Origin of the sequence: Escherichia coli DSM 30083 = JCM 1649 = ATCC 11775, from assembly GCF_003697165.2 — a bacterium.
In the GTDB taxonomy this organism is placed as follows: Bacteria; Pseudomonadota; Gammaproteobacteria; order Enterobacterales; family Enterobacteriaceae; genus Escherichia; species Escherichia coli.
Genome location: NZ_CP033092.2, coordinates 2,883,655 through 2,908,194, shown reverse-complemented (window position 1 = coordinate 2,908,194; position 24,540 = coordinate 2,883,655). Strand labels below are relative to the sequence as shown.

General features: G+C 51.2%; 22 protein-coding genes. 8 read left to right on the top strand and 14 right to left on the bottom strand.

Annotated elements, in window-relative coordinates; genetic code table 11:
- Positions 1-148 precede the first annotated feature (148 nt).
- Positions 149-688, top strand: coding sequence for a glycine zipper 2TM domain-containing protein (gene ycfJ / locus EAS44_RS15410; RefSeq protein ID WP_001043458.1), 540 nt, complete (start codon positions 149-151; stop codon positions 686-688).
- A 61-nt stretch (positions 689-749) separates the two neighbouring features.
- Here the strand turns inward: ycfJ and comR are convergent, their stop codons facing one another.
- Complete coding sequence (gene comR, locus EAS44_RS15405; protein WP_001298465.1) at positions 750-1,382, bottom strand: TetR family copper-responsive transcriptional repressor ComR; 633 nt, start codon at positions 1,380-1,382, stop codon at positions 750-752.
- A gap of 240 nt (positions 1,383-1,622) precedes the next feature.
- On the opposite strand from comR, the gene bhsA reads away from it, so the two are divergent.
- The gene (bhsA, locus tag EAS44_RS15400; RefSeq protein ID WP_000800132.1) at positions 1,623-1,880 is read left to right on the top strand and encodes a multiple stress resistance protein BhsA; all 258 of its coding nucleotides are present in this window, start codon (positions 1,623-1,625) and stop codon (positions 1,878-1,880) included.
- Positions 1,881-1,961: 81 nt separating this feature from the next.
- Here bhsA and ldtC read toward each other — a convergent pair whose 3' ends face one another.
- The 3 genes from ldtC to ycfT all read right to left on the bottom strand — a co-directional run bounded on the left by ldtC (position 1,962) and on the right by ycfT (position 7,716).
- Complete coding sequence (gene ldtC, locus EAS44_RS15395) at positions 1,962-2,924, bottom strand: L,D-transpeptidase LdtC (RefSeq protein WP_001370797.1); 963 nt, start codon at positions 2,922-2,924, stop codon at positions 1,962-1,964.
- A gap of 144 nt (positions 2,925-3,068) precedes the next feature.
- Positions 3,069-6,515, bottom strand: coding sequence for a transcription-repair coupling factor (mfd, locus tag EAS44_RS15390; protein WP_001351030.1), 3,447 nt, complete (start codon positions 6,513-6,515; stop codon positions 3,069-3,071).
- Between the two features lie 127 nt (positions 6,516-6,642).
- Positions 6,643-7,716, bottom strand: a complete 1,074-nt coding sequence (gene ycfT, locus EAS44_RS15385; RefSeq protein WP_000810263.1) for an acyltransferase family protein — start codon at positions 7,714-7,716, stop codon at positions 6,643-6,645.
- A 261-nt stretch (positions 7,717-7,977) separates the two neighbouring features.
- Here ycfT and lolC point away from each other — a divergent pair, with 261 nt between their 5' ends.
- Genes lolC through cobB form a run of 5 tightly spaced genes read left to right on the top strand, consistent with a single transcriptional unit; the run spans position 7,978 to position 12,892 of the window.
- The gene (gene lolC / locus EAS44_RS15380; protein ID WP_000284714.1) at positions 7,978-9,177 is read left to right on the top strand and encodes a lipoprotein-releasing ABC transporter permease subunit LolC; all 1,200 of its coding nucleotides are present in this window, start codon (positions 7,978-7,980) and stop codon (positions 9,175-9,177) included.
- The gene (lolD, locus tag EAS44_RS15375; RefSeq protein WP_001033695.1) at positions 9,170-9,871 is read left to right on the top strand and encodes a lipoprotein-releasing ABC transporter ATP-binding protein LolD; all 702 of its coding nucleotides are present in this window, start codon (positions 9,170-9,172) and stop codon (positions 9,869-9,871) included. The genes lolC and lolD overlap by 8 nt, the downstream gene beginning before the upstream one ends.
- Entirely contained in the window at positions 9,871-11,115 is a 1,245-nt protein-coding gene (gene lolE, locus EAS44_RS15370) for a lipoprotein-releasing ABC transporter permease subunit LolE (RefSeq protein WP_001251363.1), read from the top strand. The genes lolD and lolE overlap by 1 nt, the downstream gene beginning before the upstream one ends.
- Positions 11,116-11,143: 28 nt before the next feature.
- The gene (nagK, locus tag EAS44_RS15365) at positions 11,144-12,055 is read left to right on the top strand and encodes an N-acetylglucosamine kinase (RefSeq protein WP_000291301.1); all 912 of its coding nucleotides are present in this window, start codon (positions 11,144-11,146) and stop codon (positions 12,053-12,055) included.
- Between the two features lie 15 nt (positions 12,056-12,070).
- Positions 12,071-12,892 carry a Sir2 family NAD+-dependent deacetylase gene (cobB, locus tag EAS44_RS15360; RefSeq protein ID WP_000952746.1) on the top strand — a complete coding sequence of 274 codons (822 nt, stop codon included), beginning with the start codon at positions 12,071-12,073 and terminating at the stop codon, positions 12,890-12,892.
- A 137-nt stretch (positions 12,893-13,029) separates the two neighbouring features.
- Here cobB and ycfZ read toward each other — a convergent pair whose 3' ends face one another.
- Genes ycfZ through potA form a run of 6 tightly spaced genes read right to left on the bottom strand, consistent with a single transcriptional unit; the run spans position 13,030 to position 18,145 of the window.
- Entirely contained in the window at positions 13,030-13,818 is a 789-nt protein-coding gene (gene ycfZ, locus EAS44_RS15355; protein WP_000720225.1) for a TPM domain-containing protein, read from the bottom strand.
- Positions 13,815-14,276 (bottom strand): DUF3592 domain-containing protein, encoded by a 462-nt coding sequence (ymfA, locus tag EAS44_RS15350; protein WP_001350578.1) that lies wholly within the window; start codon positions 14,274-14,276, stop codon positions 13,815-13,817. Before ymfA ends, ycfZ begins: the two co-directional genes overlap by 4 nt.
- A gap of 57 nt (positions 14,277-14,333) precedes the next feature.
- A complete protein-coding gene (gene potD / locus EAS44_RS15345; RefSeq protein ID WP_000759310.1) occupies positions 14,334-15,380 on the bottom strand; it encodes a spermidine/putrescine ABC transporter substrate-binding protein PotD in 1,047 nt (348 codons plus the stop codon).
- Positions 15,377-16,171: a spermidine/putrescine ABC transporter permease PotC gene (gene potC / locus EAS44_RS15340; protein ID WP_000580316.1), complete on the bottom strand. Its 795-nt coding sequence runs from the start codon at positions 16,169-16,171 to the stop codon at positions 15,377-15,379. Before potC ends, potD begins: the two co-directional genes overlap by 4 nt.
- Entirely contained in the window at positions 16,168-17,025 is an 858-nt protein-coding gene (gene potB, locus EAS44_RS15335) for a spermidine/putrescine ABC transporter permease PotB (RefSeq protein WP_000799401.1), read from the bottom strand. The genes potC and potB overlap by 4 nt, the downstream gene beginning before the upstream one ends.
- Positions 17,009-18,145, bottom strand: coding sequence for a spermidine/putrescine ABC transporter ATP-binding protein PotA (gene potA / locus EAS44_RS15330; RefSeq protein WP_000531578.1), 1,137 nt, complete (start codon positions 18,143-18,145; stop codon positions 17,009-17,011). Before potA ends, potB begins: the two co-directional genes overlap by 17 nt.
- A gap of 249 nt (positions 18,146-18,394) precedes the next feature.
- Here potA and pepT point away from each other — a divergent pair, with 249 nt between their 5' ends.
- Entirely contained in the window at positions 18,395-19,621 is a 1,227-nt protein-coding gene (pepT, locus tag EAS44_RS15325) for a peptidase T (RefSeq protein WP_000359446.1), read from the top strand.
- A gap of 48 nt (positions 19,622-19,669) precedes the next feature.
- On the opposite strand, the gene roxA is transcribed toward pepT, so the two are convergent.
- The 4 genes from roxA to purB form a co-directional block, all read right to left on the bottom strand.
- Entirely contained in the window at positions 19,670-20,791 is a 1,122-nt protein-coding gene (gene roxA, locus EAS44_RS15320) for a [50S ribosomal protein L16]-arginine 3-hydroxylase (protein WP_001295435.1), read from the bottom strand.
- A 75-nt stretch (positions 20,792-20,866) separates the two neighbouring features.
- Positions 20,867-22,327, bottom strand: a complete 1,461-nt coding sequence (gene phoQ, locus EAS44_RS15315) for a two-component system sensor histidine kinase PhoQ (protein ID WP_000734671.1) — start codon at positions 22,325-22,327, stop codon at positions 20,867-20,869.
- Positions 22,327-22,998 (bottom strand): two-component system response regulator PhoP, encoded by a 672-nt coding sequence (phoP, locus tag EAS44_RS15310; RefSeq protein ID WP_001265481.1) that lies wholly within the window; start codon positions 22,996-22,998, stop codon positions 22,327-22,329. Before phoP ends, phoQ begins: the two co-directional genes overlap by 1 nt.
- Before the next feature lie 168 nt (positions 22,999-23,166).
- Entirely contained in the window at positions 23,167-24,537 is a 1,371-nt protein-coding gene (gene purB / locus EAS44_RS15305) for an adenylosuccinate lyase (RefSeq protein ID WP_000423737.1), read from the bottom strand.
- Positions 24,538-24,540: the final 3 nt, after the last annotated feature.

Genomic DNA, 24,540 nt, shown 5'->3' with positions numbered 1-24,540 from the left:
GCGTTAAGCGTCGCATCAGGCATTCCTTCAGACTCCTCCGAATCCCTAAGTATTTCCAGCCATTCCCGCGCTTTTCATCTTCTGTCTGATAGCTGCTTTTCTCCTTCGCTTGCATGATTGGCATAACAGCAAAGAAGGAGGTATTCCCGTGAATAAGTCAATGTTGGCGGGTATCGGGATTGGTGTCGCAGCTGCGCTGGGCGTAGCGGCAGTGGCCAGTCTGAACGTGTTTGAACGTGGCCCGCAATACGCTCAGGTTGTTTCTGCAACCCCAATCAAGGAAACGGTTAAAACACCGCGTCAGGAGTGTCGCAACGTTACAGTGACCCATCGTCGACCGGTGCAGGATGAAAATCGCATTACCGGGTCGGTGCTCGGCGCTGTTGCTGGCGGCGTGATTGGGCATCAGTTTGGTGGTGGTCGCGGTAAAGATGTCGCCACTGTTGTGGGGGCGCTGGGGGGTGGATATGCAGGTAACCAGATCCAGGGCTCTCTCCAGGAAAGCGATACTTACACGACTACGCAACAGCGTTGTAAAACGGTGTATGACAAGTCAGAAAAAATGCTCGGTTATGATGTGACCTATAAGATTGGCGATCAGCAGGGCAAAATCCGAATGGACCGCGATCCGGGTACGCAGATCCCGCTAGATAGCAACGGGCAGCTGATTTTGAATAACAAAGCATAACAAGGTTGTACTCTGCAATTTAGCCCCTCATTCGCTCAAGCTGAGGGGCTTTTTTTGCGACCTATTTCAGCAGTTCCGGCCATAAACGCAAAGTCGTTCGGGCAATCTGCATCAGTTTTTCCAGCGATGCACCTTCGCGTGCGCTGATCGACATCCCCTGAATAATACAATTAAGGAATTCTGCCAGATGCGTCACGTCACAGTGGGTCGGGATTTCCCCGCGCGCTTGTCGTTGACATAAAAACTGCTGCAAAGTGCGCTCTTGCATCGCATGGCGTGATTTCAGCGTATTGGCGATATCTCCTGAATCCGGGGAGAGGGTGGTGCAGTTGTTGATCATGAAGCAGCCAGCCGGAGTGTCTTTGCTGGTAAAGCAGTTGGCGATGGCAGCAAAATAGTCAGCCAGCGCAGACTCCACGCTTTTCTCTTCACAAAACAGCTGTGCTTCATGCTTGGCGGCAAAACGATCGATATAGCGGTCGAGTACGGCGCGGAATAACCCCTCTTTGTTGGTAAATTCCGCGTATAGCGTGGGCGCTTTAGCTCCGGTCGCTTCAACGAGGTCCGCAAGAGAAGTCGCTTCATAACCGTGCTGCCAGAACAATTTCATGGCCTTATCAAGCGCGGCATCCCTGTCGAACACTTTTGGGCGGCCACGGCTTTTTTTTACACATTGTGTTGAGTCAGTTGCCATGATGCCGTTGTACCTGGTGACTGTGAATGAAAGGTTATTATAAAAATAATCACCTCCGTTCACCAGTCCAGAAACCATAAAAATAATCGCTTTATATTTAACTGAAATTTAAAGGTTTTTAAATTAATTAATGATTGTTATAAAAAATATCTTGTATGTGATCCAGATCACATCTATCATTTAGTTATCGATCGTTAAGTAATTGCTTGCGACGTCATTCATCTGCATAAGGCCACTATTATGAAAAACGTAAAAAACCTCATCGCTGCGGCGATTTTAAGCTCCATGTCATTTGCCAGCTTTGCGGCTGTCGAAGTTCAGTCCACGCCAGAAGGCCAACAAAAAGTCGGTACTATCAGTGCTAACGCGGGGACAAATCTGGGATCGCTGGAAGAGCAGTTGGCGCAAAAAGCGGATGAGATGGGCGCAAAATCTTTCCGTATTACTTCTGTAACCGGTCCGAATACCCTCCATGGAACAGCAGTAATTTATAAATAAGCATTAACCCTCATTAATGCCTGCTACTGCTGATTTTTTCCCCGCGACATGCCGTGTCGCGGGGATTTTTTTATCCGAGCTTTACAGAGTTTGTGGGCTCACTTGATGACGGCGGACATCCACCGGCATCCCGGAACGGACATCCATCACATGTTGCATCACTTCAGCGTCAGTTTGTGCTGCATCTTTAAATGATTGCATTGCGCTATTCAGCGTAATTGGCAGCAGCTGCGGATCGTCATCAATCTTCTCAGACAGCGGCTGATGTACTTCAACCAGACGCGCACCGTTTGGTTCGGCAGAGACTTTTATCGGAGTGTTGATGATATTCACTTTGGTGCCTGGGGTGACCTGGCTAAAGAGTGTTTTGATATCGTCATCCCGCAGACGAATACAGCCAGAACTTACCCGCATGCCAATGCCGAAATCGGCGTTCGTACCATGAAGCAAATAAACGCCGCCATAGGCCGCCAGACGAATCGCATGATGGCCCATTGGGTTATCCGGTCCTGCCGGCACTACCGCAGGCAACTCAATTCCCTGTGCCTTATACCGCGCGCGGATGTTTGCCGTTGGCGTCCAGGTTGGGTTTGCACGTTTGTCTGAAACGGTAGTCACCATCGTTGGCGTCAGCGTGTCACCACCTAACTGACCAATGCCGATGGGATACACGGTTACCGAATTTTTACCCGGCGGGTAGTAATAGAGACGCAGCTCCGCAATGTTGATCACAATGCCTTCGCGCGGCGCGTCTGGAAGTAGGGTTTGCAACGGGATCGTTAACACGCTACCCGCGCGCGGTACGTAAGGATCAACGCCGGGGTTAGCCTGTAACAGAGCGAGAAAGCCGACGTTATATTTTTTGGCGATCGCTTCCAGAGAGCCACCGTCATTTTCCACCACATGAAATTTGTTTTCACCAACCAGACGACTGCCCGCTTGCGGCAGCGGCCAGGTGTTGGCTTTTGCCGGTAGCGCCAGCGCCACGGCAGCGGCGAACGTAAAAAACGTTAGCCAGCGAGAAAAATGCGTTTTGATCATCACCAAAAATCCATAATAAATATAAGGTTATTGTAATAAACAGATAAGCCTGAATTATGGATGGTGACAGTGTCGGATAGTGCAGGGAAGTGCAAAGAATTTGTAAATGTTGCAGATGGGGGCGCAGAAACGCCCCTAATCTAACCATCAAGCGATCGCGTTCTCTTCCAGTTCACGCATAAACTGGCGTACCCATTCGATACGCGTTTTCCGCTCACTCAAATCCTGAATAAACTTCAGGCGCGTCGGACCATCAAGGCGGTAATGCTGCGGCTGTTTTTGCAGCAAACCAATCAACCAGGCCGGATTAACGTGATTCTTCTCGGCAAATTCGATCACGCCGCCTTTCTCATTACCTTCCAGCTTCCTGATCCCCAGTTTCTGCGCTTGCTGGCGCAGACGGGCAATATCCAGCAGGGTACGCGCCGGATCCGGTAGCAGGCCGAAGCGATCGATAAGCTCGACTTTGATCTCTTCCAGTTCGTTTTCCGTTTTGGCGCTGGCAATACGTTTGTAGAACGACAGACGCGTGTTCACGTCAGGGATGAAATCATCTGGCAATAGCGACGGCATCCGCAGGTCGACTTCTGTTTGCTGGCTGGTGAGATCTTCCAGCGACGGCTCGCGTCCGGCTTTCAGCGCATCGACGGCGTTTTCCAGCAACTCCATATACAGCGAGAAACCGATGGTTTCCATTGAGCCGCTTTGTTCTTCGCCAAGCAGTTCACCTGCGCCGCGGATCTCCAGATCGTGCGTTGCCAGCGCAAAACCTGCACCGAGATCTTCCAGCGAGGCAATCGCTTCAAGACGTTTTTGCGCATCGGTAGTCATCGCTTTTGGATGCGGCGTCAGTAGCCATGCATATGCCTGGTGGTGAGAACGCCCGACGCGACCGCGCAACTGGTGCAACTGTGCCAGACCGAAGTGATCCGCGCGTTCAATGATAATGGTGTTGGCGGTAGGAATGTCGATCCCGGTTTCGATAATGGTGGTACAAACCAGCACGTTGAAACGTTGATGATGGAAATCATTCATCACCCGTTCCAGTTCGCGCTCACGCATTTGCCCGTGACCGATGGCAATCCGCGCTTCAGGTACCAGTTCTGCCAGCCGTTCGGCGGCTTTCTGGATGTTTTCCACATCATTGTAGAGATAATAAACCTGTCCTCCGCGCAAAATTTCACGCAGGATCGCCTCCCGGACCACCAGACTGTCATACTCACGGACAAAGGTTTTAACTGCCAGACGACGGGCGGGCGGCGTGGCGATAATCGACAGATCGCGCATTCCGCTCATTGCCATATTCAGCGTACGTGGGATCGGCGTTGCGGTAAGCGTCAGAATATCCACGTTCGCGCGCATCGCTTTAATGCGCTCTTTATGACGCACCCCGAAGCGGTGTTCTTCATCGACAATCAGCAGGCCTAAATCTTTAAACTTGACGTCACTTTGCAGCAGTTTGTGCGTACCGATCAGAATATCGATTTTCCCTTCCGCCACTTCCGCAAGGATTTGCGTCTGCTCTTTGGCGCTGCGGAAACGGGAGATCATTTCGATACGTACCGGCCAGTTGGCGAAACGGTCGCGGAAGTTGTCGTAATGCTGCTGCGCGAGAAGGGTGGTAGGCACCAGCACCGCCACCTGTTTGTGGTTATCTACCGCCAGGAAAGCGGCGCGCATCGCCACTTCTGTTTTACCAAAGCCAACATCGCCGCACACCAGACGATCCATTGCCAGCGGCTGACACATGTCGCTAAGCACCGCATTAATGGCTTGAGCCTGATCCGGCGTGGTTTCAAACGGGAAGCTGTCGCAGAATAACTGATACTGCTCACGATCGTGTTTAAACGCGAAGCCCTCTTTGGCGGCGCGTTGCGCGTAGATATCCAGCAATTCCGCCGCCACATCACGCACTTTTTCCGCCGCTTTCTGCCGTGCGCGTGACCAGGCATCGCCACCAAGTTTATGCAGTGGTGCGTTTTCTTCTGCGCCACCCGCGTAACGGCTAATCAGATGCAGTGACGACACCGGAACATACAGTTTGGCGTCGTTGGCATAGGTGAGCATCAAATACTCGCCAGTAATGCCTCCAGCTTCGAGCGTGGTCATTCCGGCATAACGACCGACGCCGTGCTCCAGATGGACCACCGGCTGACCAATATGCAGCTCCGCAAGGTTACGGATCAGTGTATCGGGGTTGATGGCGCGGCGAGAATCCTGACGACGACGGGCAACGCGTTCACCGAGCAGATCGCTTTCGCAAATCAGCGCCAGGTTACGCATCGTATCGACAAAACCATGTTCGGCAGCGCCAATCATCAGATAACGCCCACGGTCGCTGGCTTCATCAAGACGCATAATGCGTTGCGGAGCAATTTTAATTCGCGCGAGCAGTTCACCCAGCGCTTCACGGCGACCTTCACTTTCTACCGAGAACACCACCGGACCGTCGAAAGTCTCGAGGAACTTACGCAGCGCATCCAGCGGCGCTTTTTGTTGTGCCTGAATGGCCAGGTCTGGCAGTTTCTGGAAACCTAAATTGGCATTCGCTGCTTTTGTCGGTAAATGTTCAGTTTTTAGCTGCACACGCGGCCAGTTTTTCAGCTCTGAAAAGAGCTCATCCACCCGCAGCCAGAGCGATTGTGGTGGCAACAGTGGGCGCATTGGGTCGACGCCGCGATTCTCAAAACGCGCCAGCGTGTCAGCCTGGAAACGTTCGGCACTGTTTTCCAGATCGCCAGTATTCACCAACAGCGTATTGGCAGGGAAATAACTGAACAGTGGCGGCAGCGGTTCGCTGAAGAATAGCGGCTGCCAGTACTCGATCCCGGCAGGTAATGTGCCTTTACTCACTTGCTGATAAATATGTTCCGGGTCGCGCTTCACTTCGAAGGTATCACGCCACTGGCTGCGGAACAGTTCAATTGCCGCTTTATCGGTCGGAAATTCGTGCGCGGGAAGCAGATTGATCGCTTCTACTTCCTCCAGCGTGCGCTGGCTATCGACGTCAAACACCCGCAGGCTGTCGATTTCATCATCAAAGAAATCAAGACGATAAGGCAGCTCACTCCCCATCGGGAAGAGATCCAGCAACGCGCCGCGCGTGGCGTATTCGCCGTGCTCCATCACCTGGTCAACATGGCGATAACCGGCGCTGTCCAGTTGGGTTCGTAATGCATCTCGTGACAGGCGCTGACCTTTTTTCATCACCAGCGCATGACCGTGGAGAAAACTGTGCGGGCAAACGCGCTGCATAAGCGTATTCACCGGAACAATCAGTACGCCACGCTGCATCGTCGGTAGCTGGTAAAGGGTGGAAAGGCGCGAGGAGATAATGTCCTGATGAGGCGAAAAACTGTCGTAAGGGAGGGTTTCCCAGTCCGCCAGGTTCATCACCATCTGATCGGTGAACTGGCTGATTTCATCATGCAAACGCAGAGCATTTTGCATATCTGGCGCAATAAGCACCACTGGTCCGGCGTGACGTTCGGCAATTTCCGCTACCAGCGTTGCGCAGGCAGCGCCAGTTAACTCGCCCAGCAGACGCTGCTCACCCGCTTTGACGGGCAGCGTATAACGATATTGTTCAGGCATAACGGTTGTCAGATTCTCGTTAGGATATGCCTCAACATATGGGGGCATATCTCTGATAAGCAATGCTGTTCATTATCCGTAATCGACATGGTTTAGCAAATTGAATCGCCCCGGCTGGGGCGATGGCTTAGCGGGAGTAACTGACGGCCGCGGGCAGAGAAGGCGGGGAGAACAACAGATCGCTGAATGCGCGCTGTGAAAGTTTTCTTACCAGCAAGCCCGCAACAGTACAGATGAACAAACTAACAAAGGGGTAAACCAGCAGGAGTGTCAGTTCGACTTGCGGCGACCAGCGTGCTGCGTTCATTTGCGCAAGCAGAGTTAAGCTGAATATTTCAACCAGAATGCGATGGGTGGTGTAGATAGCAATGGTGTTGGAACCAATCACATTCAGCAGGCTGGTGGAGCGCATACCGAAACGTTGTTCGTACTGATAAAACAGCTTCATGATCACCACAATCGATACCAGCGACAACAGCAGCGAGATATTAAACAACCAGGCACCGACCGCCAGAACGGCCAGCAAAGAAGCCATCAGCAGATGGCGGCGCAACGGTACCGCTTTAACACAGGTCATTAATGTTGCGCCAAACCATGCGCCAAGGCTGTAATAAGGCAAATTGCGGCTCACACTGTTCATTCCCCACCACGGTGTGGGTACGAAATTAACAGCCACACTCATCAGTATAAACAGAACAAATAACGGCAGGGCCAGGCGGTTAAAAATTTTACATATCACGAAATAGACAATTAACGCATACAGATACCACAAGCTGGTGCTGGCGGTGATCATCCCGTGCAGGAACTCACCGGTGGAATCGGCATAAGCGGCATTGGAGGCATTGCTTAAATTGCGCTCAGGTGCCAGCCACTGATTTAGTGCACTTAGCGCCAGCCACTGCACCACGCCCCAAAGCGCCAGCACCCAGAAGATGTTCCAGATGCGTTTATCGAGACAATTTCCCCACGGTACGCTGTCGATATAGCGGCGAATCAAATAGCCAGAGATAAAGAAAAAAACCGGCATACGAAAGGGTGCAAGGTAAAGATTGAAATAGATCCAGCATTTGCTCAGGACTTCTGATAACGGATGCTGGAAAGTGGTCAGATGCGGATAAAAGGTAATGACCGAGTGATAAATCACCACCAGACAAATACATAACCCTTTGATCTGGTTAATCCATAGCTCTTTTTGTTTCATCAGGACAACACGCTCTTTTTATTTAACATGCGGTTGATCCTGCGGGGCGAGTCGCGTGGTGTAATGCGTATCTGTCTGTATTTGGTTATTTTTCAGATAAAGATCAGCCCACAAGGCCGATGAGAAAATGAGGCACTTTAGCCGATTGATTTGCCGGTGCTTTTCAGATTAGCCCTGACGATCACTTACAGTTCAGACGTTTACCCATCCCGCTTTCGCTTATATACTCGTGTCTTTGCTAACAGCAACCAGACGGATTTCATGTACCAACCTGTCGCTCTATTTATTGGCCTGCGTTACATGCGTGGGCGTGCAGCGGATCGCTTCGGTCGTTTCGTCTCCTGGCTTTCTACCATCGGCATTACCCTCGGGGTGATGGCGCTGGTCACAGTATTGTCAGTGATGAACGGCTTTGAGCGCGAGCTGCAAAACAACATCCTTGGCCTGATGCCACAGGCAATTCTCTCTTCTGAGCATGGCTCTCTTAACCCGCAGCAACTCCCGGAAACGGCAGTCAAACTGGACGGCGTTAATCGCGTCGCACCTATTACTACCGGTGATGTGGTACTGCAAAGCGCGCGCAGCGTGGCGGTCGGGGTGATGCTGGGTATCGACCCGGCGCAAAAAGATCCACTAACGCCGTATCTGGTCAATGTGAAACAAACTGACCTCGAGCCGGGGAAATATAATGTCATCCTCGGTGAACAGCTTGCCTCACAGTTGGGCGTCAATCGCGGTGATCAAATCCGCGTGATGGTGCCATCTGCCAGCCAGTTCACGCCGATGGGGCGTATTCCAAGTCAGCGCCTGTTCAATGTGATTGGCACTTTCGCCGCCAACAGTGAAGTCGATGGCTATGAAATGCTGGTGAATATTGAGGATGCCTCGCGTCTGATGCGTTATCCGGCAGGCAATATTACCGGCTGGCGTTTGTGGCTGGATGAGCCGCTGAAAGTCGACTCATTAAGTCAGCAAAAACTGCCTGAAGGCAGCAAATGGCAGGACTGGCGTGACCGTAAAGGCGAGCTGTTCCAGGCCGTACGCATGGAAAAAAATATGATGGGCTTGCTGCTGAGCCTGATTGTCGCCGTTGCGGCGTTTAACATTATTACCTCGCTGGGACTGATGGTGATGGAGAAGCAGGGCGAAGTGGCCATTCTTCAGACTCAGGGGCTGACTCCGCGTCAAATCATGATGGTCTTTATGGTGCAAGGGGCCAGCGCTGGGATTATCGGTGCGATCCTCGGAGCGGCGCTTGGCGCACTGCTTGCCAGCCAGTTGAATAATCTGATGCCGATAATCGGCGTCCTGCTTGATGGCGCGGCGCTGCCGGTCGCTATCGAGCCTTTACAGGTCATTGTTATTGCGCTGGTGGCGATGGCTATCGCGCTGCTGTCTACGCTTTACCCTTCCTGGCGCGCTGCCGCCACTCAACCCGCTGAGGCTTTACGTTATGAATAAGATCCTGTTGCAATGCGACAACCTGTGCAAACGCTATCAGGAAGGCAGTGTGCAAACCGATGTACTGCACAATGTCAGTTTCAGCGTGGGCGAAGGTGAAATGATGGCGATCGTCGGCAGCTCTGGTTCCGGTAAAAGCACCTTGCTGCACCTGTTAGGCGGGCTGGATACGCCAACCTCCGGCGATGTGATCTTTAACGGTCAACCGATGAGCAAACTGTCGTCGGCGGCCAAAGCGGAACTGCGTAACCAGAAGCTGGGATTTATTTATCAGTTTCACCACCTGTTGCCGGATTTTACCGCCCTGGAAAACGTGGCTATGCCGCTGTTGATTGGCAAGAAAAAGCCCGCTGAAATCAACAGCCGTGCGCTGGAGATGTTAAAAGCGGTGGGGCTGGAGCATCGTGCGAATCACCGCCCATCTGAACTTTCTGGCGGCGAACGCCAGCGTGTGGCGATTGCCCGTGCGCTGGTCAATAACCCGCGGCTGGTACTGGCGGATGAACCTACTGGTAACCTCGATGCACGTAACGCCGACAGCATCTTCCAGTTGCTTGGGGAATTGAATCGCTTGCAGGGCACCGCCTTCCTGGTGGTTACTCACGACCTGCAACTGGCGAAACGTATGAGCCGCCAACTGGAAATGCGTGATGGACGTTTGACGGCGGAACTGAGCCTGATGGGGGCGGAGTAATGGCGATGCCTTTATCGTTATTGATTGGCCTGCGTTTTAGCCGCGGACGGCGACGCGGCGGCATGGTGTCGTTGATCTCCGTCATTTCTACCATTGGCATTGCCCTGGGCGTGGCGGTATTGATCGTCGGCTTAAGCGCGATGAACGGCTTTGAACGCGAACTGAATAACCGCATTCTGGCGGTAGTACCGCACGGTGAAATTGAGGCGGTAGATCAGCCGTGGACCAACTGGCAGGAAGCACTGGATAACGTGCAGAAAGTGCCGGGCATTGCCGCCGCTGCGCCGTATATCAATTTCACCGGGCTGGTGGAGAGCGGCGCGAATCTGCGCGCAATCCAGGTGAAGGGCGTTAACCCGCAACAGGAACAGCGTCTGAGCGCATTACCCTCGTTTGTTCAGGGGGATGCCTGGCGCAATTTTAAAGCGGGCGAACAGCAAATTATCATCGGCAAAGGCGTGGCGGATGCGCTGAAAGTGAAGCAGGGCGATTGGGTGTCGATTATGATCCCAAATTCGAATCCCGAGCATAAACTGATGCAGCCAAAACGTGTGCGTTTGCACATTGCCGGTATTTTGCAGTTGAGTGGCCAACTCGATCACAGTTTTGCCATGATCCCGCTGGCCGATGCTCAGCAATATCTTGATATGGGTTCCAGCGTGTCAGGTATTGCCCTTAAAATGACGGATGTTTTCAACGCCAATAAGCTGGTACGCGATGCGGGGGAAGTGACCAACAGCTATGTTTATATTAAAAGCTGGATTGGTACTTACGGCTATATGTATCGCGATATCCAGATGATCCGCGCCATTATGTATCTGGCGATGGTACTGGTGATTGGTGTGGCCTGTTTCAACATCGTCTCCACCTTAGTGATGGCGGTGAAAGACAAGAGTGGCGATATCGCAGTATTAAGAACGCTGGGGGCGAAAGATGGTTTAATTCGCGCCATCTTTGTCTGGTATGGATTGCTGGCAGGGCTGTTCGGCAGCCTGTGTGGTGTGATTATCGGCGTAGTTGTTTCACTGCAACTTACCCCGATTATTGAGTGGATTGAAAAGCTGATCGGTCATCAGTTCCTCTCCAGCGATATCTATTTTATTGACTTCTTGCCATCGGAATTGCACTGGCTGGACGTCTTCTACGTACTGGTCACAGCATTGTTGCTGAGTCTTTTGGCAAGCTGGTATCCGGCGCGGCGCGCCAGTAATATTGACCCTGCGCGAGTCCTTAGCGGCCAGTAAAGGCAGTACATTAAAACAAGGAGCGGCAATGTATTACGGGTTTGATATTGGTGGAACAAAAATTGCGCTAGGCGTGTTTGATAGCGGTCGGCAGTTGCAGTGGGAAAAGCGGGTGCCGACACCGCGTGACAGCTATGACGCATTTTTAGATGCAGTGTGCGAGCTGGTAGCCGAAGCTGACCGGCGTTTTGGCTGTAAAGGTTCTGTCGGCATCGGTATTCCGGGAATGCCGGAAACAGAAGATGGTACGCTGTATGCCGCCAATGTCCCTGCTGCCAGCGGTAAACCGCTGCGTGCCGACCTGAGCGCACGTCTTGATCGCGATGTACGCCTTGATAACGATGCCAACTGCTTTGCCCTTTCTGAAGCATGGGATGATGAATTTACTCAATATCCACTGGTGATGGGGTTGATTCTCGGCACCGGCGTTGGCGGCGGGCTGATTTTCAACGGTAAACCCATTACCGGTAAAAGCTATATTACCGGCGAGTTTGGCCATATGCGTCTGCCGGTTGATGCGTTAACCATGATGGGGCTGGATTTCCCGTTACGCCGCTGCGGCTGTGGTCAGCATGGCTGCATTGAAAATTATCTGTCTGGTCGCGGTTTTGCGTGGCTGTATCAACACTATTATCATCAACCGTTGCAGGCTCCTGAGATCATTGCGCTTTATGATCAAGGCGATGAGCAGGCAAGGGCGCACGTTGAGCGTTATCTGGATTTATTAGCGGTTTGTCTGGGAAATATCCTGACCATTGTTGACCCTGACCTGGTCGTCATTGGTGGTGGCTTATCGAATTTCCCGGCAATCACAACGCAACTGGCGGAAAGGTTGCCTCGTCATCTCTTACCTGTAGCTCGTGTTCCGCGCATTGAACGCGCGCGGCACGGTGATGCGGGGGGAATGCGTGGTGCGGCCTTCCTACATCTAACCGATTAAACAACAGAGGTTGCTATGCTGTCGCGTCGGGGTCATCGGTTAAGTCGTTTTCGTAAAAATAAACGTCGCCTGCGCGAGCGTTTGCGTCAGCGTATTTTTTTCAGAGATAAAGTGGTGCCGGAAGCAATGGAAAAACCAAGAGTACTCGTACTGACAGGGGCAGGGATTTCTGCGGAATCAGGTATTCGTACCTTTCGCGCCGCAGATGGCCTGTGGGAAGAACATCGGGTTGAAGATGTGGCAACGCCGGAAGGTTTTGATCGCGATCCTGAACTGGTGCAAACGTTTTATAACGCCCGTCGTCGACAGCTGCAGCAGCCAGAAATTCAGCCTAACGCTGCACATCTTGCGCTGGCTAAACTGCAAGATGCTCTCGGCGATCGCTTTTTGCTGGTGACGCAGAATATCGACAATCTGCATGAACGCGCAGGTAATACCAATGTCATTCATATGCATGGGGAACTGCTGAAAGTACGTTGTTCGCAAAGTGGCCAGGTCCTCGACTGGACCGGAGACGTTACGCCAGAAGATAAATGCCATTGTTGCCAGTTCCCGGCACCCTTGCGCCCGCACGTAGTGTGGTTTGGCGAAATGCCACTCGGTATGGATGAAATTTATATGGCGTTGTCGATGGCCGATATTTTCATTGCCATTGGTACTTCGGGGCATGTTTATCCGGCGGCTGGGTTTGTTCACGAAGCGAAACTGCATGGCGCGCACACCGTGGAACTGAATCTTGAACCGAGTCAGGTTGGTAATGAATTTGCCGAGAAATATTACGGTCCGGCAAGCCAGGTGGTGCCAGAGTTTGTTGAAAAGTTGCTGAAGGGATTATAAAGCGGGAAAAATTGCCTGATGCGCTACGCTTGTCAGGCCTGTGAAGGGGCGCAATCAATTGAATTTGCGGGTTTTGTGGGCCGGATAAGGCGTTCGCGCCGCATCCGGCATAATACATGCGAACTTTACTGCCTCTTTTACCGTTTACTCGTCCATAGTAACGCGGCAATAAACGTACAGACACCAATCAGCCCTGCCCAGAGTGGCGATATTCTGGTAATCGCAAAGCTGTTATCGATATACAAACATAAAGCCTGATAACCCATATTGGCAACAGCCATCGCCACTGCAAATTTTAACGCATAATAAAGGCGCGTTGTGTAGTTAAAAAATGCAGCAAAGACGATGAATGCAACTGCCCAGGCAAAAAGGCCTAATGTCGTGGTACTGCCGGGTGGATCATTTTCATGCTGTTGTCCGGGATGCGGATAATATGTCAGTGGTGGCGTCGGTTGTTTTAATATTTGTGCTTGTAAAACAGCCAATGCATTATTGATACCCTGATACCAGAGATCCGCATGTAAATAAGCCAGCGTGTGATTTTCTACCAGAAGGCCGAGATGTTTATCGTCCATACTGCTTTCGACCTGGCCGTTGGTTATCATAATTAACCGTGGCTCGCGGGTAGTAAAGAGTAACAGGACGCTGCCTTTTACATTACTCATTGAAGATGCCGCATGCGCCAGCATCGCTTTGCCATTTTGCCTGAGACTGGCTTCATTATTAATGTCGGGTAAAACCACAATAAACGGTGCAACTCCGGTTTGTTGGCGAAAAAGCTCGGCTTTATGCGCGATCTCTTCAGCATCTGGTACAGTACCGGTAACATCTGTAAAAAGAGTCTTCATTATTGGAATCAATGGATTACTGGTCGCCGTTAGAGGCAGGAGTATCAGTAAACTGAGCAATATTATGATTTTTTTCATGGGCGGGACTTCCGTTTCCTGCGTGTCTTTTTTGAGGAGGGCATACTGATTAATAAACCGACGGCGATAAAAATAACGCCCATAATGCCGATAAACCCCCATTTAAAAAAATTAACCCACGGGTTATTTATCTCAGCCTTTTCAGGATGTCCTGGAGAATAATAAACATTAACTTTATCGCCTTCGCTGTCTTCATAAAAATCGCTGCCAATACTCGAATTGAAAATTAGCGTGTAATCTGGCGTCGGACGAAAGACAACGACGGGATACCACGAACCATTTTTACCCGTGCGATGAGAATGACTGGAGTGCCAGACGGTATCAACAATGACGCCTTCAGTATGAATCGCGTCTTTGCTATAGGTGAACTGGTTATAAAAGATAACAACAGAAATGAGGATCAGTACCAGACCGATACCGAAGAATATACGAAAGAAAACTCTACTGTCCTGGCTCATTAGCCACATCCTTGCTAAATAAAAAACGGGCGGTAATACCACCGCCCACTTGCTGAATTAACGTCCTGCTTTCAGCTTCTGATAATACTCTTCATAAATGCTGCTGGCGGAGCCTACGTCATTTTGCCATTCACCATTTTTAATGGTTTCAGCATCCGGGTAGAGCGTTTTATCGTTCGCCACTTCCGGACTTAACAGCTTACGCGCCGCAAGGTTTGGCGTTGGATAACCGATAGTTTCAGCAACCTGTTTTGCCACATCCGGGCGCAGCAGGAAGTTGATCAATTTCAGCGCGCCTTCTTTGTTTTTGGCATTTGCCGGGATCGCCAGGCTGTCCATCCAGAAAATGCCGCCTTCTTTCGGCCATACCACATCAATTGGCGTACCCGCCTGGCGTGCAACGAAAGCAGAACCGTTCCAGATCATGCCGAGGTTAACTTCGCCTTCCATATACGGGTTAGCGGGGTTATCGGAGTTAAACGCCGCGACGTTTGGCATCAGTTTTTTCAGCTCGTTGTATGCAGCTTCAATCTCTTTCGGATCGGTGGTGTTACCGGAGTAGCCCAGCTTACGCAGCGCCATCTGGAACACTTCACGGGCATCGTCGGTCAGCAGCAGGCTGCCCTTGTACTCAGGTTTCCACAGATCGGCCCAGCTGGTGACAGATTTCGGATCCACCGCATCACCGTTAACGCCAATCGCCGTTGCACCCCAGATATACGGAATGGAATAGTCGTTATTCGGGTCAAACGGCTTGTTGAGCATGTCTGGATCGAGGTTGCTGAAATTGCTTAACTTCGACTTGTCGATCTTCTGGATCATCCCTTCTTTACGCATTTTATCGACGTAATAGGTTGAAGGAACCACCAGGTCATAGGCACCGTCTTTGTACGTTTTCAGCTTCGCGTACATGGTTTCGTTCGACTCGTAAGTCGAATAGATAACCTTAATACCGGTTTCTTTGGTGAACTGTTCAAGCAGTCCTGGCGGCACGTACTCGGTCCAGTTGTAGAAATACAGCGTGTTGTTGTCATCGGCGTGAGCGGCGCTCATGCCCAGTGCCAGAGCACCCGCCGCGAGCAGGTGGCGTGACCATTTTTTCATTTAACGTCCCCTGTGTTACCTTTCGTTTTATCACGAGCAATAAGCTGGCTGGCAATTACCATCACCAGCGACAGCACCAGTAATATGGTTGCCAGCGCGTTAACTTCCGGCGATACGCCGACTTTGACCATCGAATAAATTTTTAACGGCAGAATTTCATAACTCGGCCCGGTGACAAACGAAGAAACCACCACGTCGTCCATCGACAGGGTAAAGCTTAACACCCAGCCCGCCGCTACCGCTGGCATTGCCAGAGGCAGAATGATTTTTCGCAGAATGGTAAATTCGCTGGCACCGAGATCTTTCGCCGCTTCCAGCATTCGCACGTCAAAACCTTTCAGGCGCGAATACACTGTCACCACCACAAATGGCAGGCAGAAGGTGATATGCGAGAACAGCAGCGACCAGAAGCCAAGCTGAATACCCAGCAGCATAAACAGCACCAGCAGCGAAATCGCCATCACGATATCTGGTGACATCATCACCACAAACAGCATTCCGCTAACGAACGGCTTACCACGAAAGCGATAACGGTACAGCGCAACTGCCGTCAGTGAACCGATAAGCGTAGCAAACGTCGCCGAAAACACCGCCATTGTTAGTGAATGCTGCGCTGCCTGTAACAGGCTGTCGTTGTTCATCAGCAGGCTATACCATTTGGTGGTAAAACCCTGCCAGTTGATGCCAAAGCGCGAGCTGTTAAAGGAGTTCACAATCAAAATAATGATTGGGATATACAGGTACGCGTAGATAGCGGTCATAAAACCGCCGCGAAGCAGTCGACCGATCATTCGAGTTCCACCTTCTTATTCAGCAGACGAGAAGCGCGCCAGTAAACCAGCAACATCAGGCCCATTACGATAGTCAGCGTAATGCTGGTGGCTGCACCAAACGGCCAGTCACGAATATTGAGGAACTGTACCTTGATGACGTTACCGATCAGCAGGTTTTTCGCACCGCCCATCAGGTCGGACACATAGAACAGGCCCATCGCTGGCAGCATCACCAGCAGACATCCGGCAATAATTCCCGGCATCGTTAGTGGGATAATGATGCGGATAAAGGTCTGCAACTTGCTGGCACCGAGATCGCGCGCCGCCTCAAGCAACGGCTTATCCAGTTTTTCGATACTGGAGTACAGCGGCATCACCATAAACGGCAGCAGAATGTAAACCAGACCGATAATCACCGCACTAGGCGTGAACATGATGCGAATTGGTGTATCGATAACGCCCAGCCAGAGCAAAAACTCGTTGAGATAGCCTTTGGTGCTGAGGAAAATTTTCAGCCCGTAAATACGAATCAATGAGTTGGTCCAGAACGGAACAATCAGCAGAAACAGCAGCAGCGGACGCACCTTGTGTGGCAGCTTCGCCAGAAACCAGGCAAAAGGATAGCCCAGCACCAGGCAGGCGAGGGTGGCGATCAGCGCCATATTCAGCGAGTGCAATAGCACTTCAAAATAGAGCGGATCGAGCAGACGCGTGTAGTTATCCAGCGTAAAGACCATTTTGACGAAACTGGCGTCGTCGCGGGTCAAAAAGCTGGTGCCAATGATCATCAGGTTGGGCAGAAAGACAAACAACACAAGCCAACCGACAATAGTGACAATCACTACATTCTGGAACTTACTTGTGTTCTTCATCAGCCAGTACGACCTCCCAGCTTTCTACCCAATTAATGGCCATTTTTTGGTCGAGAGAGTGGTCAAAGTCAGGATCGTCTTCATTGAAGAATTCGCTGACCATCACCATCTTGCCATTTTCCAGCTCAACAACCGACTCCAGCGTCATGCCTTTGTAGTTACGCTCGCGAACGTAACCAATCAGCCCTTCGGCGTGGTTGTCGTCGTTAATCTCTTCAACACGTAAGTCTTCCGGGCGCAGCAGAACATGCAGTTTTTGCCCCGGTTCAACGGCGAAGTTAACGTAGATATTACATTCGCGGCCTTCAACGTTGGCGCGTACGCGCTGCTCGTCGAGACGTTCGATGACAGTGGCGTTAAACATATTGATTTCGCCAATAAACCCGGCAACAAACAGGTTTTTCGGCTCTTCGTAGATTTCACGCGGCGTGCCGTCTTGCTCAATGCGACCATCGCGCATCACCACGATCCTGTCCGACATGGTAAGTGCTTCTTCCTGGTCGTGAGTTACGAACACGAATGTAATGCCAAGCTTACGCTGTAACGCTTTCAGCTCGTTCTGCATTTGCTTGCGCAGTTTGTAATCCAGCGCTGAGAGCGACTCATCCAGCAACAACAGACGAGGCTTGTTAACCACCGCGCGAGCAATGGCGACGCGTTGCTGTTGACCACCAGAGAGCTGATGCGGTTTGCGTTGAGCGAAGGTTTCCAGCTGCACCATCCGCAGGGCTTCCATCACGCGGGGCGTAATTTCAGCAGCGGGGGTTTTTTGCATGCGCAACCCAAAGGCCACATTTTCGAACACGGTCATGTGGGGGAAAAGTGCGTAGCTTTGGAAAACAGTGTTCACATAGCGGTTTTCCGCCGGAACGTGGGTGATGTCCTCGTTATCCAGCATGATGCGTCCGGAATCAACAGTTTCCAGACCTGCAATCAGGCGAAGAACGGTTGTTTTACCGCAGCCAGAAGGGCCAAGCAGCGTGAGGAACTCGCCATTGTTGATAGTCAGATCCAGCTGGGGAATGACCTCTTTACCATCAAAGCATTTGCGAATTCCCGCCAATTGCACCAGCGGTGAAAGCGAATTCGGTTGTTTATTCAATTTTTTACTCTGTCCCATGTAAACGCAACGGATGGCTTACCGATGCGGGGTTTGTGGTTAACCACCTTGGTGACTCTTAATGAGGGCGGTAATTCTACGGCAAACCGCTTGAATCGCCAATCTTTGTTGTGAATTACTGGCTTAGCTTTATATTCATTAAGGTAATGCTGATAAATATTCCCGCTTGCAGGGCTAAAAGTGACCTGACGCAATATTTGTCTTTTCTTGCTTCTTAATAATGTTGTCACAAAAAGTGAGGGTGACTACATGGATAAACTACTTGAGCGATTTTTGAACTACGTGTCTCTGGATACCCAATCAAAGGCAGGGGTGAGACAGGTTCCCAGCACGGAAGGCCAATGGAAGTTATTGCATCTGCTGAAAGAGCAGCTCGAAGAGATGGGGCTTATCAATGTGACCTTAAGTGAGAAGGGCACTTTGATGGCGACGTTACCGGCTAACGTCCCTGGCGATATCCCGGCGATTGGCTTTATTTCTCATGTGGATACCTCACCGGATTGCAGCGGCAAAAATGTGAATCCGCAAATTGTTGAAAACTATCGCGGTGGCGATATTGCGCTGGGTATCGGCGATGAAGTTTTATCACCGGTTATGTTCCCGGTGCTGCATCAGCTACTGGGTCAGACGCTGATTACCACCGATGGTAAAACCTTGTTAGGTGCCGATGACAAAGCAGGTATTGCAGAAATCATGACCGCGCTGGCGGTATTGCAACAAAAAAACATTCCGCATGGTGATATTCGCGTCGCCTTTACCCCGGATGAAGAAGTGGGCAAAGGGGCGAAGCATTTTGATGTTGACGCCTTCGATGCCCGCTGGGCATACACCGTTGATGGTGGTGGCGTCGGCGAACTGGAGTTTGAAAACTTCAACGCCGCGTCGGTCAATATCAAAATTGTCGGTAACAATGTTCACCCGGGCACGGCGAAAGGAGTGATGGTAAATGCGCTGTCGCTGGCGGCACGTATTCATGCGGAAGTTCCGGCGGATGAAAGCCCGGAAATGACAGAAGGCTATGAAGGTTTCTATCACCTGGCGAGCATGAAAGGCACCGTTGAACGGGCCGATATGCACTACATCATCCGTGATTTCGACCGTAAACAGTTTGAAGCGCGTAAACGTAAAATGATGGAGATCGCCAAAAAAGTGGGCAAAGGGTTACATCCTGATTGCTACATTGAACTGGTGATTGAAGACAGTTACTACAATATGCGCGAGAAAGTGGTTGAGCATCCGCATATTCTCGATATCGCCCAGCAGGCGATGCGTGACTGCGATATTGAACCGGAACTGAAACCGATCCGCGGCGGTACCGACGGCGCGCAGTTGTCGTTTATGGGATTACCGTGCCCGAACCTGTTCACTGGCGGTTACAACTATCATGGTAAGCATGAGTTTGTGACTCTGGAAGGTATGGAAAAAGCGGTGCAGGTGATCGTCCGTATTGCCGAGTTGACGGCGCAACGGAAGTAAGCGAAAAGGGATGCGGCATGTGATGCCGCATCCGGCTTAAATCCAAACTTACCCTTCGAAGAACCAGTATCCGCTATTGACCAGCGCCGCGAGCATCGCGAGGAATGACGGATCTTCCAGCGCATCGCCAAAATTCTCCGCGGTCAGCGCAATGTTGCTGGCGAGCGCATCCAGTGCCGGACGGTGCGGGGAATCGATCTTCTCACCATTGGCATACACGTCGTCGCCAATGCGCAATACGCGCAGACCCCCCAGGCGCACCAGCACATCACCTTGTTTCAGCGCATCGTAGATTTCATCCGGCTGATAAGGCGGCTCTGGCGGCGCGATGTCCAGTTCATGACGTGACTGGGATATAAACTCGCCAAACCATTGTTTAAAGTGTTCCGGCTGGTTGATCAATTCGAGCATCATCTCACGCAGTTTATCCATCTCTTGCGGCAGAACGTCCGCAGGATGAGCGCGAGGTGGAACATCAGGATCGCTGTAGTAGTTGCCGCCCAGTTCACGTTGCAGCACATAATCGGCAAATCCGCTAATCAGTTCCCGCGTATTTGGCGCGCGAAAACCCACGGAATAGTTCATCGCATTTTCCAGCGCGTAGCCTTCATGCGGGAATCCTGGCGGAATATAAAGAATATCGCCAGGCTCCAGCTCTTCATCGATGATGGCTTCGAACGGATCGACCTGTAACAGGTCCGGGTGCGGGCAGTGCTGTTTCATTTGCAGCTTTTCGCCCACTCGCCAGCGACGACGACCGGTACCCTGAATGATAAACACGTCGTACTGATCGAGATGCGGGCCGACGCCGCCGCCCGGTACAGAAAAAGAGATCATCAGATCATCAATACGCCAGTCCGGTAGTTCACGGAACGGTCGCATTAGCGCAGCGGTCGGCTCATGCCAGTGGTTCACTGCTTGCACTAACAATGACCAGTTAGTTTCACCGAGATGATCGTAGCTTTCGAATGGACCGTGGCTGACCTGCCATTTGCCATCCTGATGACTGACCAGTCGACTGTCGACTTCGCTTTCCATCGCCAGACCCGCCAACTCGTCTGGAGAGATCGGGTCAATAAAATTATTAAAGCCGCGTTTTAACACCACCGGGCGTTTCTGCCAGTGACGTTCAAGAAAATCGGGCCAGTTAAGAGTGAGTTGGTATTCCATGTTAAGCATCCACAGGCTGGTATCTGCAACCGATTATAACGGATGCTTAACGTAATGCGTGAAGTATGGACATATTTATTCATCTTTCGGCGCAGAATGCTGGCGACCAAAAATCACCTCCATCCGCGCACCGCCCAGCATGCTCTCTCCGGCGACGATTTTACCCTCATATTGCTCGGTGATTTCGCGGGCTACCGCCAGCCCCACACCTTGCCCAGGGCGTAAAGTATCAACCCGTTGACCACGGTCGAAAATGACCTCTCGCTTGCTTAATGGAATACCGGGGCCATCATCCTCGACCACAATATAGAGATGCTCGTCGGTTTGCCTTGCAGAAATTTCGACAAACTCGAGGCAATATTTACAGGCGTTATCCAGCACGTTGCCCATCACTTCGACAAAATCATTCTGCTCACCAACAAAGCTGATTTCTGGCGAGATATCGAGAGAGATATTGACACCTTTGCGTTGATACACTTTGTTCAGCGCCGAGGTGAGATTGTCCAACAGTGGCGCGACCGGATGCAGCTCGCGGCTAAGCAATGTCCCGCCGCGCATACTGGCACGATGCAGGTAGTAGCCAATTTGCTGTGAAATGCGGCTGATTTGCTCCAGCATTACCGGCTCAGCATCACTGACGCTCATCTTCTCACTACGCAGAGAACGCAGCGTACTTTGCAGCACCGCCAGTGGCGTTTTCAGACTATGGGTCAGGTCGGTGAGCGTTGTACGATATTTGTCGTAACGTTCGCGTTCACTTTTTAACAGTCGGTTCAGGTTTCGTACCAGACTGGTCAGTTCTCGCGTTGTGGCTGGATTGAGCAATTCACGGTTATGTTCTTCCAGTTCGCGGACTTCTTTTGCCAGGGCTTCGATGGGGCGTAAACTCCACCAGGCGGCGACCCACAGCAGCGGGATCACTAACAGCAGATTGGCTGAGAGCACATAGATAAACCAGCTCCAGACCATATAGGAACTTTTTAGCTCCACCGGAATGGTATCCACCACCACAATGGTTAACTTTGGCATCCGCGATGTTGCCGGGTAGACGTTTACCGCCACCGAGTGGGTCATCTCCGCGTCGTCATCATCTTCCCGCACTTCCTGCAACTGTTGCTGTATCGAATGATCTCCACTCAGCAAGAGGCTGGTATCGTTAACATCCGCTTCAATTTCATGAAAACCATTCGATTTCAGCCAGTCAGGCTGGATCATCTTCATCAGCCAGGGCACGTCACGTTGCGCCCATAAAAGCTGCCCGTTCTCATCATAAATTAGTGTCATCGTGGGGCTTTGCTTGTCGATATTTTCGGGTAACTCGACATGCAACTTATTGTTTTCCCACTTCGCAAGGGTATAGAACAGATTGCTCTCGCCACGTAACAGCCGAAACGTGGTTTTATCGAAACTGACGCTATAACCGATCAGCGCAACCATTCCGTAGGCAAGCGAAAGCACCAATACTACTGCTGCCGTTGCTAACAGAAAACGTACCCGCAGCGAGAGCGGGAAAAAAAGATGCAGTAATTTTTTCATCAGCGCAATTCGAACAGATAGCCCTGGCCGCGAACGGTGGTAATCACTTCTTGCGGATATTGTGCCTGTATTTTTTTGCGCAGACGTCCCATCAGTACATCTATGGTATGACTTTCCCGCAGCTCCGCATCCGGATAGAGTTGGAGCATTAACGAATCTTTGCTCACCACTTTGCCATTATTGCGTATCAACGTTTCCATAATGGTGTATTCGAACGCGGTCAGTTTGATCACTTCGTCATTAATAGATAATTCACGGCGGGAGAGATCAACCTGAAACGGTGGTAGCGAAATGACCTGTGAAGCCAGACCACTATTACGCCGCATTAATGCCTGCATTCGCGCCATCACCTCTTCAATATGAAACGGTTTAGTCACGTAATCATCAGCACCGGCACTTAATACTTCGACTTTGTCCTGCCAGCTCTCACGGGCGGTTAATACCAGAATCGGCAGTGAAACATCATTGCTACGCCAGCGGCGAATCAGTGACAGACCATCCTCGTCAGGCAATCCGAGATCGACAATCGCAATATCAGGTAAATGTTCATTGAGATAATAATCGGCTTCTTTGGCATCTTCTGCGTCATCGACCTGATGACCAGCATCCTGTATCTGAACTTTAAGATGGTGACGTAACAACGCATTGTCTTCAACAACCAGTACGCGCATTTTTATTTCTCCCTGTCTTAATTATTAAAATAGTGTAACGCGATTATGTGGTTATGGGGGTAAACATTAAATAAACCAGCGGGGAGGGGAGGTAAAGTGAAAAAACAAAAAGTGGATAATCTTAATAAGCAGGCCGGACAGCATCGCCATCCGGCACTGTTTTGAGGCTTATTTCAGCTCATCAACCATGGTGATGGCGCGACCAATGTAGTTAGCCGGCGTCATCGCTTTCAGGCGGGCTTTCTCTTCTTCTGGCAACGCCAGACCATCGATAAACTGCTTCATGCCTTCGGCGTCAACGCGCTTACCGCGAGTCAGCTCTTTCAGCTTCTCGTACGGTTTTTCGATGCCATAGCGACGCATAACTGTCTGGATTGGTTCAGCCAGCACTTCCCAGTTGTGATCCAGTTCATCCAGTAGATGGTCACGGTTCACTTCCAGTTTGCTCACGCCTTTCAGGGTGGATTGATACGCAATCAGCGCATAACCGATACCCACGCCGAGGTTACGCAGCACGGTGGAGTCGGTCAGGTCACGCTGCCAGCGGGAAACTGGCAGTTTGCTTGCCAGGTGCTGCAATACCGCGTTGGAAAGGCCCAGGTTCCCTTCGGAGTTTTCGAAGTCGATCGGGTTAACTTTATGCGGCATGGTGGAAGAACCAATCTCACCAGCAATAGTTTTCTGTTTGAAGTGGTTAAGGGCGATATAACCCCAGACGTCACGGTCAAAGTCGATCAGAATGGTGTTGAAGCGCGCAACGCAATCAAACAGTTCGGCAATGTAGTCGTGCGGTTCGATCTGGGTGGTGTACGGGTTCCACTGAATACCCAGCGAGGTGACGAACTCTTCGCTGAACTGATGCCAGTCAACTTCCGGGTAAGCGGCGATGTGGGCGTTGTAGTTACCGACAGCGCCGTTGATTTTGCCGAGGATCTCCACCTGATTAAGCTGGCGGTACTGGCGCTCCATACGGTAGGCGACATTAGCCATCTCTTTACCGATGGTTGACGGCGTGGCTGGCTGACCGTGGGTACGAGACAGCAGCGGGATATCGCGATACTGAACGGCGAGATCTTTAATGCCATCAATCAGTTGACGCCAGTACGGCAGGATCACTTCATCACGCGCGGTTTTCAGCATTAATGCGTGGGAGAGGTTATTGATATCTTCCGAAGTACAGGCAAAGTGGATGAATTCAGAAACCGCGTGCAGTTCCGGGATATCCGCCACTTTTTCTTTCAGGAAATACTCAACCGCTTTAACGTCGTGGTTAGTGGTACGCTCGATGGTTTTGATGCGTGCTGCATCTTCTTCGCTGAAACTGGCGACAATTGCATCAAGGTAACCGATTGCGTCGGCAGCAAAAGCAGGAACTTCCTTGATCGCTGCGTGCGCGGCCAGTTTTTGCAGCCAACGTACTTCAACTTGTACACGGAATTTCAGCAAACCGTATTCGCTGAAAATCCCGCGCAGCGCGCTGACTTTATCGCCGTAGCGTCCATCGACAGGGGAAACGGCGGTCAGTGAGGATAATTCCATAGA

Coding starts and splice junctions, on each gene's coding strand:
- mfd (WP_001351030.1), bottom strand. CDS start 6,515: ATGCCTGAACAATATCGTTATACGCTGCCCGTCAAAGCGGGTGAGCAG.
- pepT (WP_000359446.1), top strand. CDS start 18,395: ATGGATAAACTACTTGAGCGATTTTTGAACTACGTGTCTCTGGATACC.
- phoQ (WP_000734671.1), bottom strand. CDS start 22,327: ATGAAAAAATTACTGCATCTTTTTTTCCCGCTCTCGCTGCGGGTACGT.
- lolE (WP_001251363.1), top strand. CDS start 9,871: ATGGCGATGCCTTTATCGTTATTGATTGGCCTGCGTTTTAGCCGCGGA.
- nagK (WP_000291301.1), top strand. CDS start 11,144: ATGTATTACGGGTTTGATATTGGTGGAACAAAAATTGCGCTAGGCGTG.
- roxA (WP_001295435.1), bottom strand. CDS start 20,791: ATGGAATACCAACTCACTCTTAACTGGCCCGATTTTCTTGAACGTCAC.
- bhsA (WP_000800132.1), top strand. CDS start 1,623: ATGAAAAACGTAAAAAACCTCATCGCTGCGGCGATTTTAAGCTCCATG.
- cobB (WP_000952746.1), top strand. CDS start 12,071: ATGCTGTCGCGTCGGGGTCATCGGTTAAGTCGTTTTCGTAAAAATAAA.
- potD (WP_000759310.1), bottom strand. CDS start 15,380: ATGAAAAAATGGTCACGCCACCTGCTCGCGGCGGGTGCTCTGGCACTG.
- comR (WP_001298465.1), bottom strand. CDS start 1,382: ATGGCAACTGACTCAACACAATGTGTAAAAAAAAGCCGTGGCCGCCCA.
- phoP (WP_001265481.1), bottom strand. CDS start 22,998: ATGCGCGTACTGGTTGTTGAAGACAATGCGTTGTTACGTCACCATCTT.
- lolD (WP_001033695.1), top strand. CDS start 9,170: ATGAATAAGATCCTGTTGCAATGCGACAACCTGTGCAAACGCTATCAG.
- ymfA (WP_001350578.1), bottom strand. CDS start 14,276: ATGAGCCAGGACAGTAGAGTTTTCTTTCGTATATTCTTCGGTATCGGT.
- ycfT (WP_000810263.1), bottom strand. CDS start 7,716: ATGAAACAAAAAGAGCTATGGATTAACCAGATCAAAGGGTTATGTATT.
- purB (WP_000423737.1), bottom strand. CDS start 24,537: ATGGAATTATCCTCACTGACCGCCGTTTCCCCTGTCGATGGACGCTAC.
- ycfZ (WP_000720225.1), bottom strand. CDS start 13,818: ATGAAAAAAATCATAATATTGCTCAGTTTACTGATACTCCTGCCTCTA.
- potA (WP_000531578.1), bottom strand. CDS start 18,145: ATGGGACAGAGTAAAAAATTGAATAAACAACCGAATTCGCTTTCACCG.
- lolC (WP_000284714.1), top strand. CDS start 7,978: ATGTACCAACCTGTCGCTCTATTTATTGGCCTGCGTTACATGCGTGGG.
- potC (WP_000580316.1), bottom strand. CDS start 16,171: ATGATCGGTCGACTGCTTCGCGGCGGTTTTATGACCGCTATCTACGCG.
- potB (WP_000799401.1), bottom strand. CDS start 17,025: ATGAAGAACACAAGTAAGTTCCAGAATGTAGTGATTGTCACTATTGTC.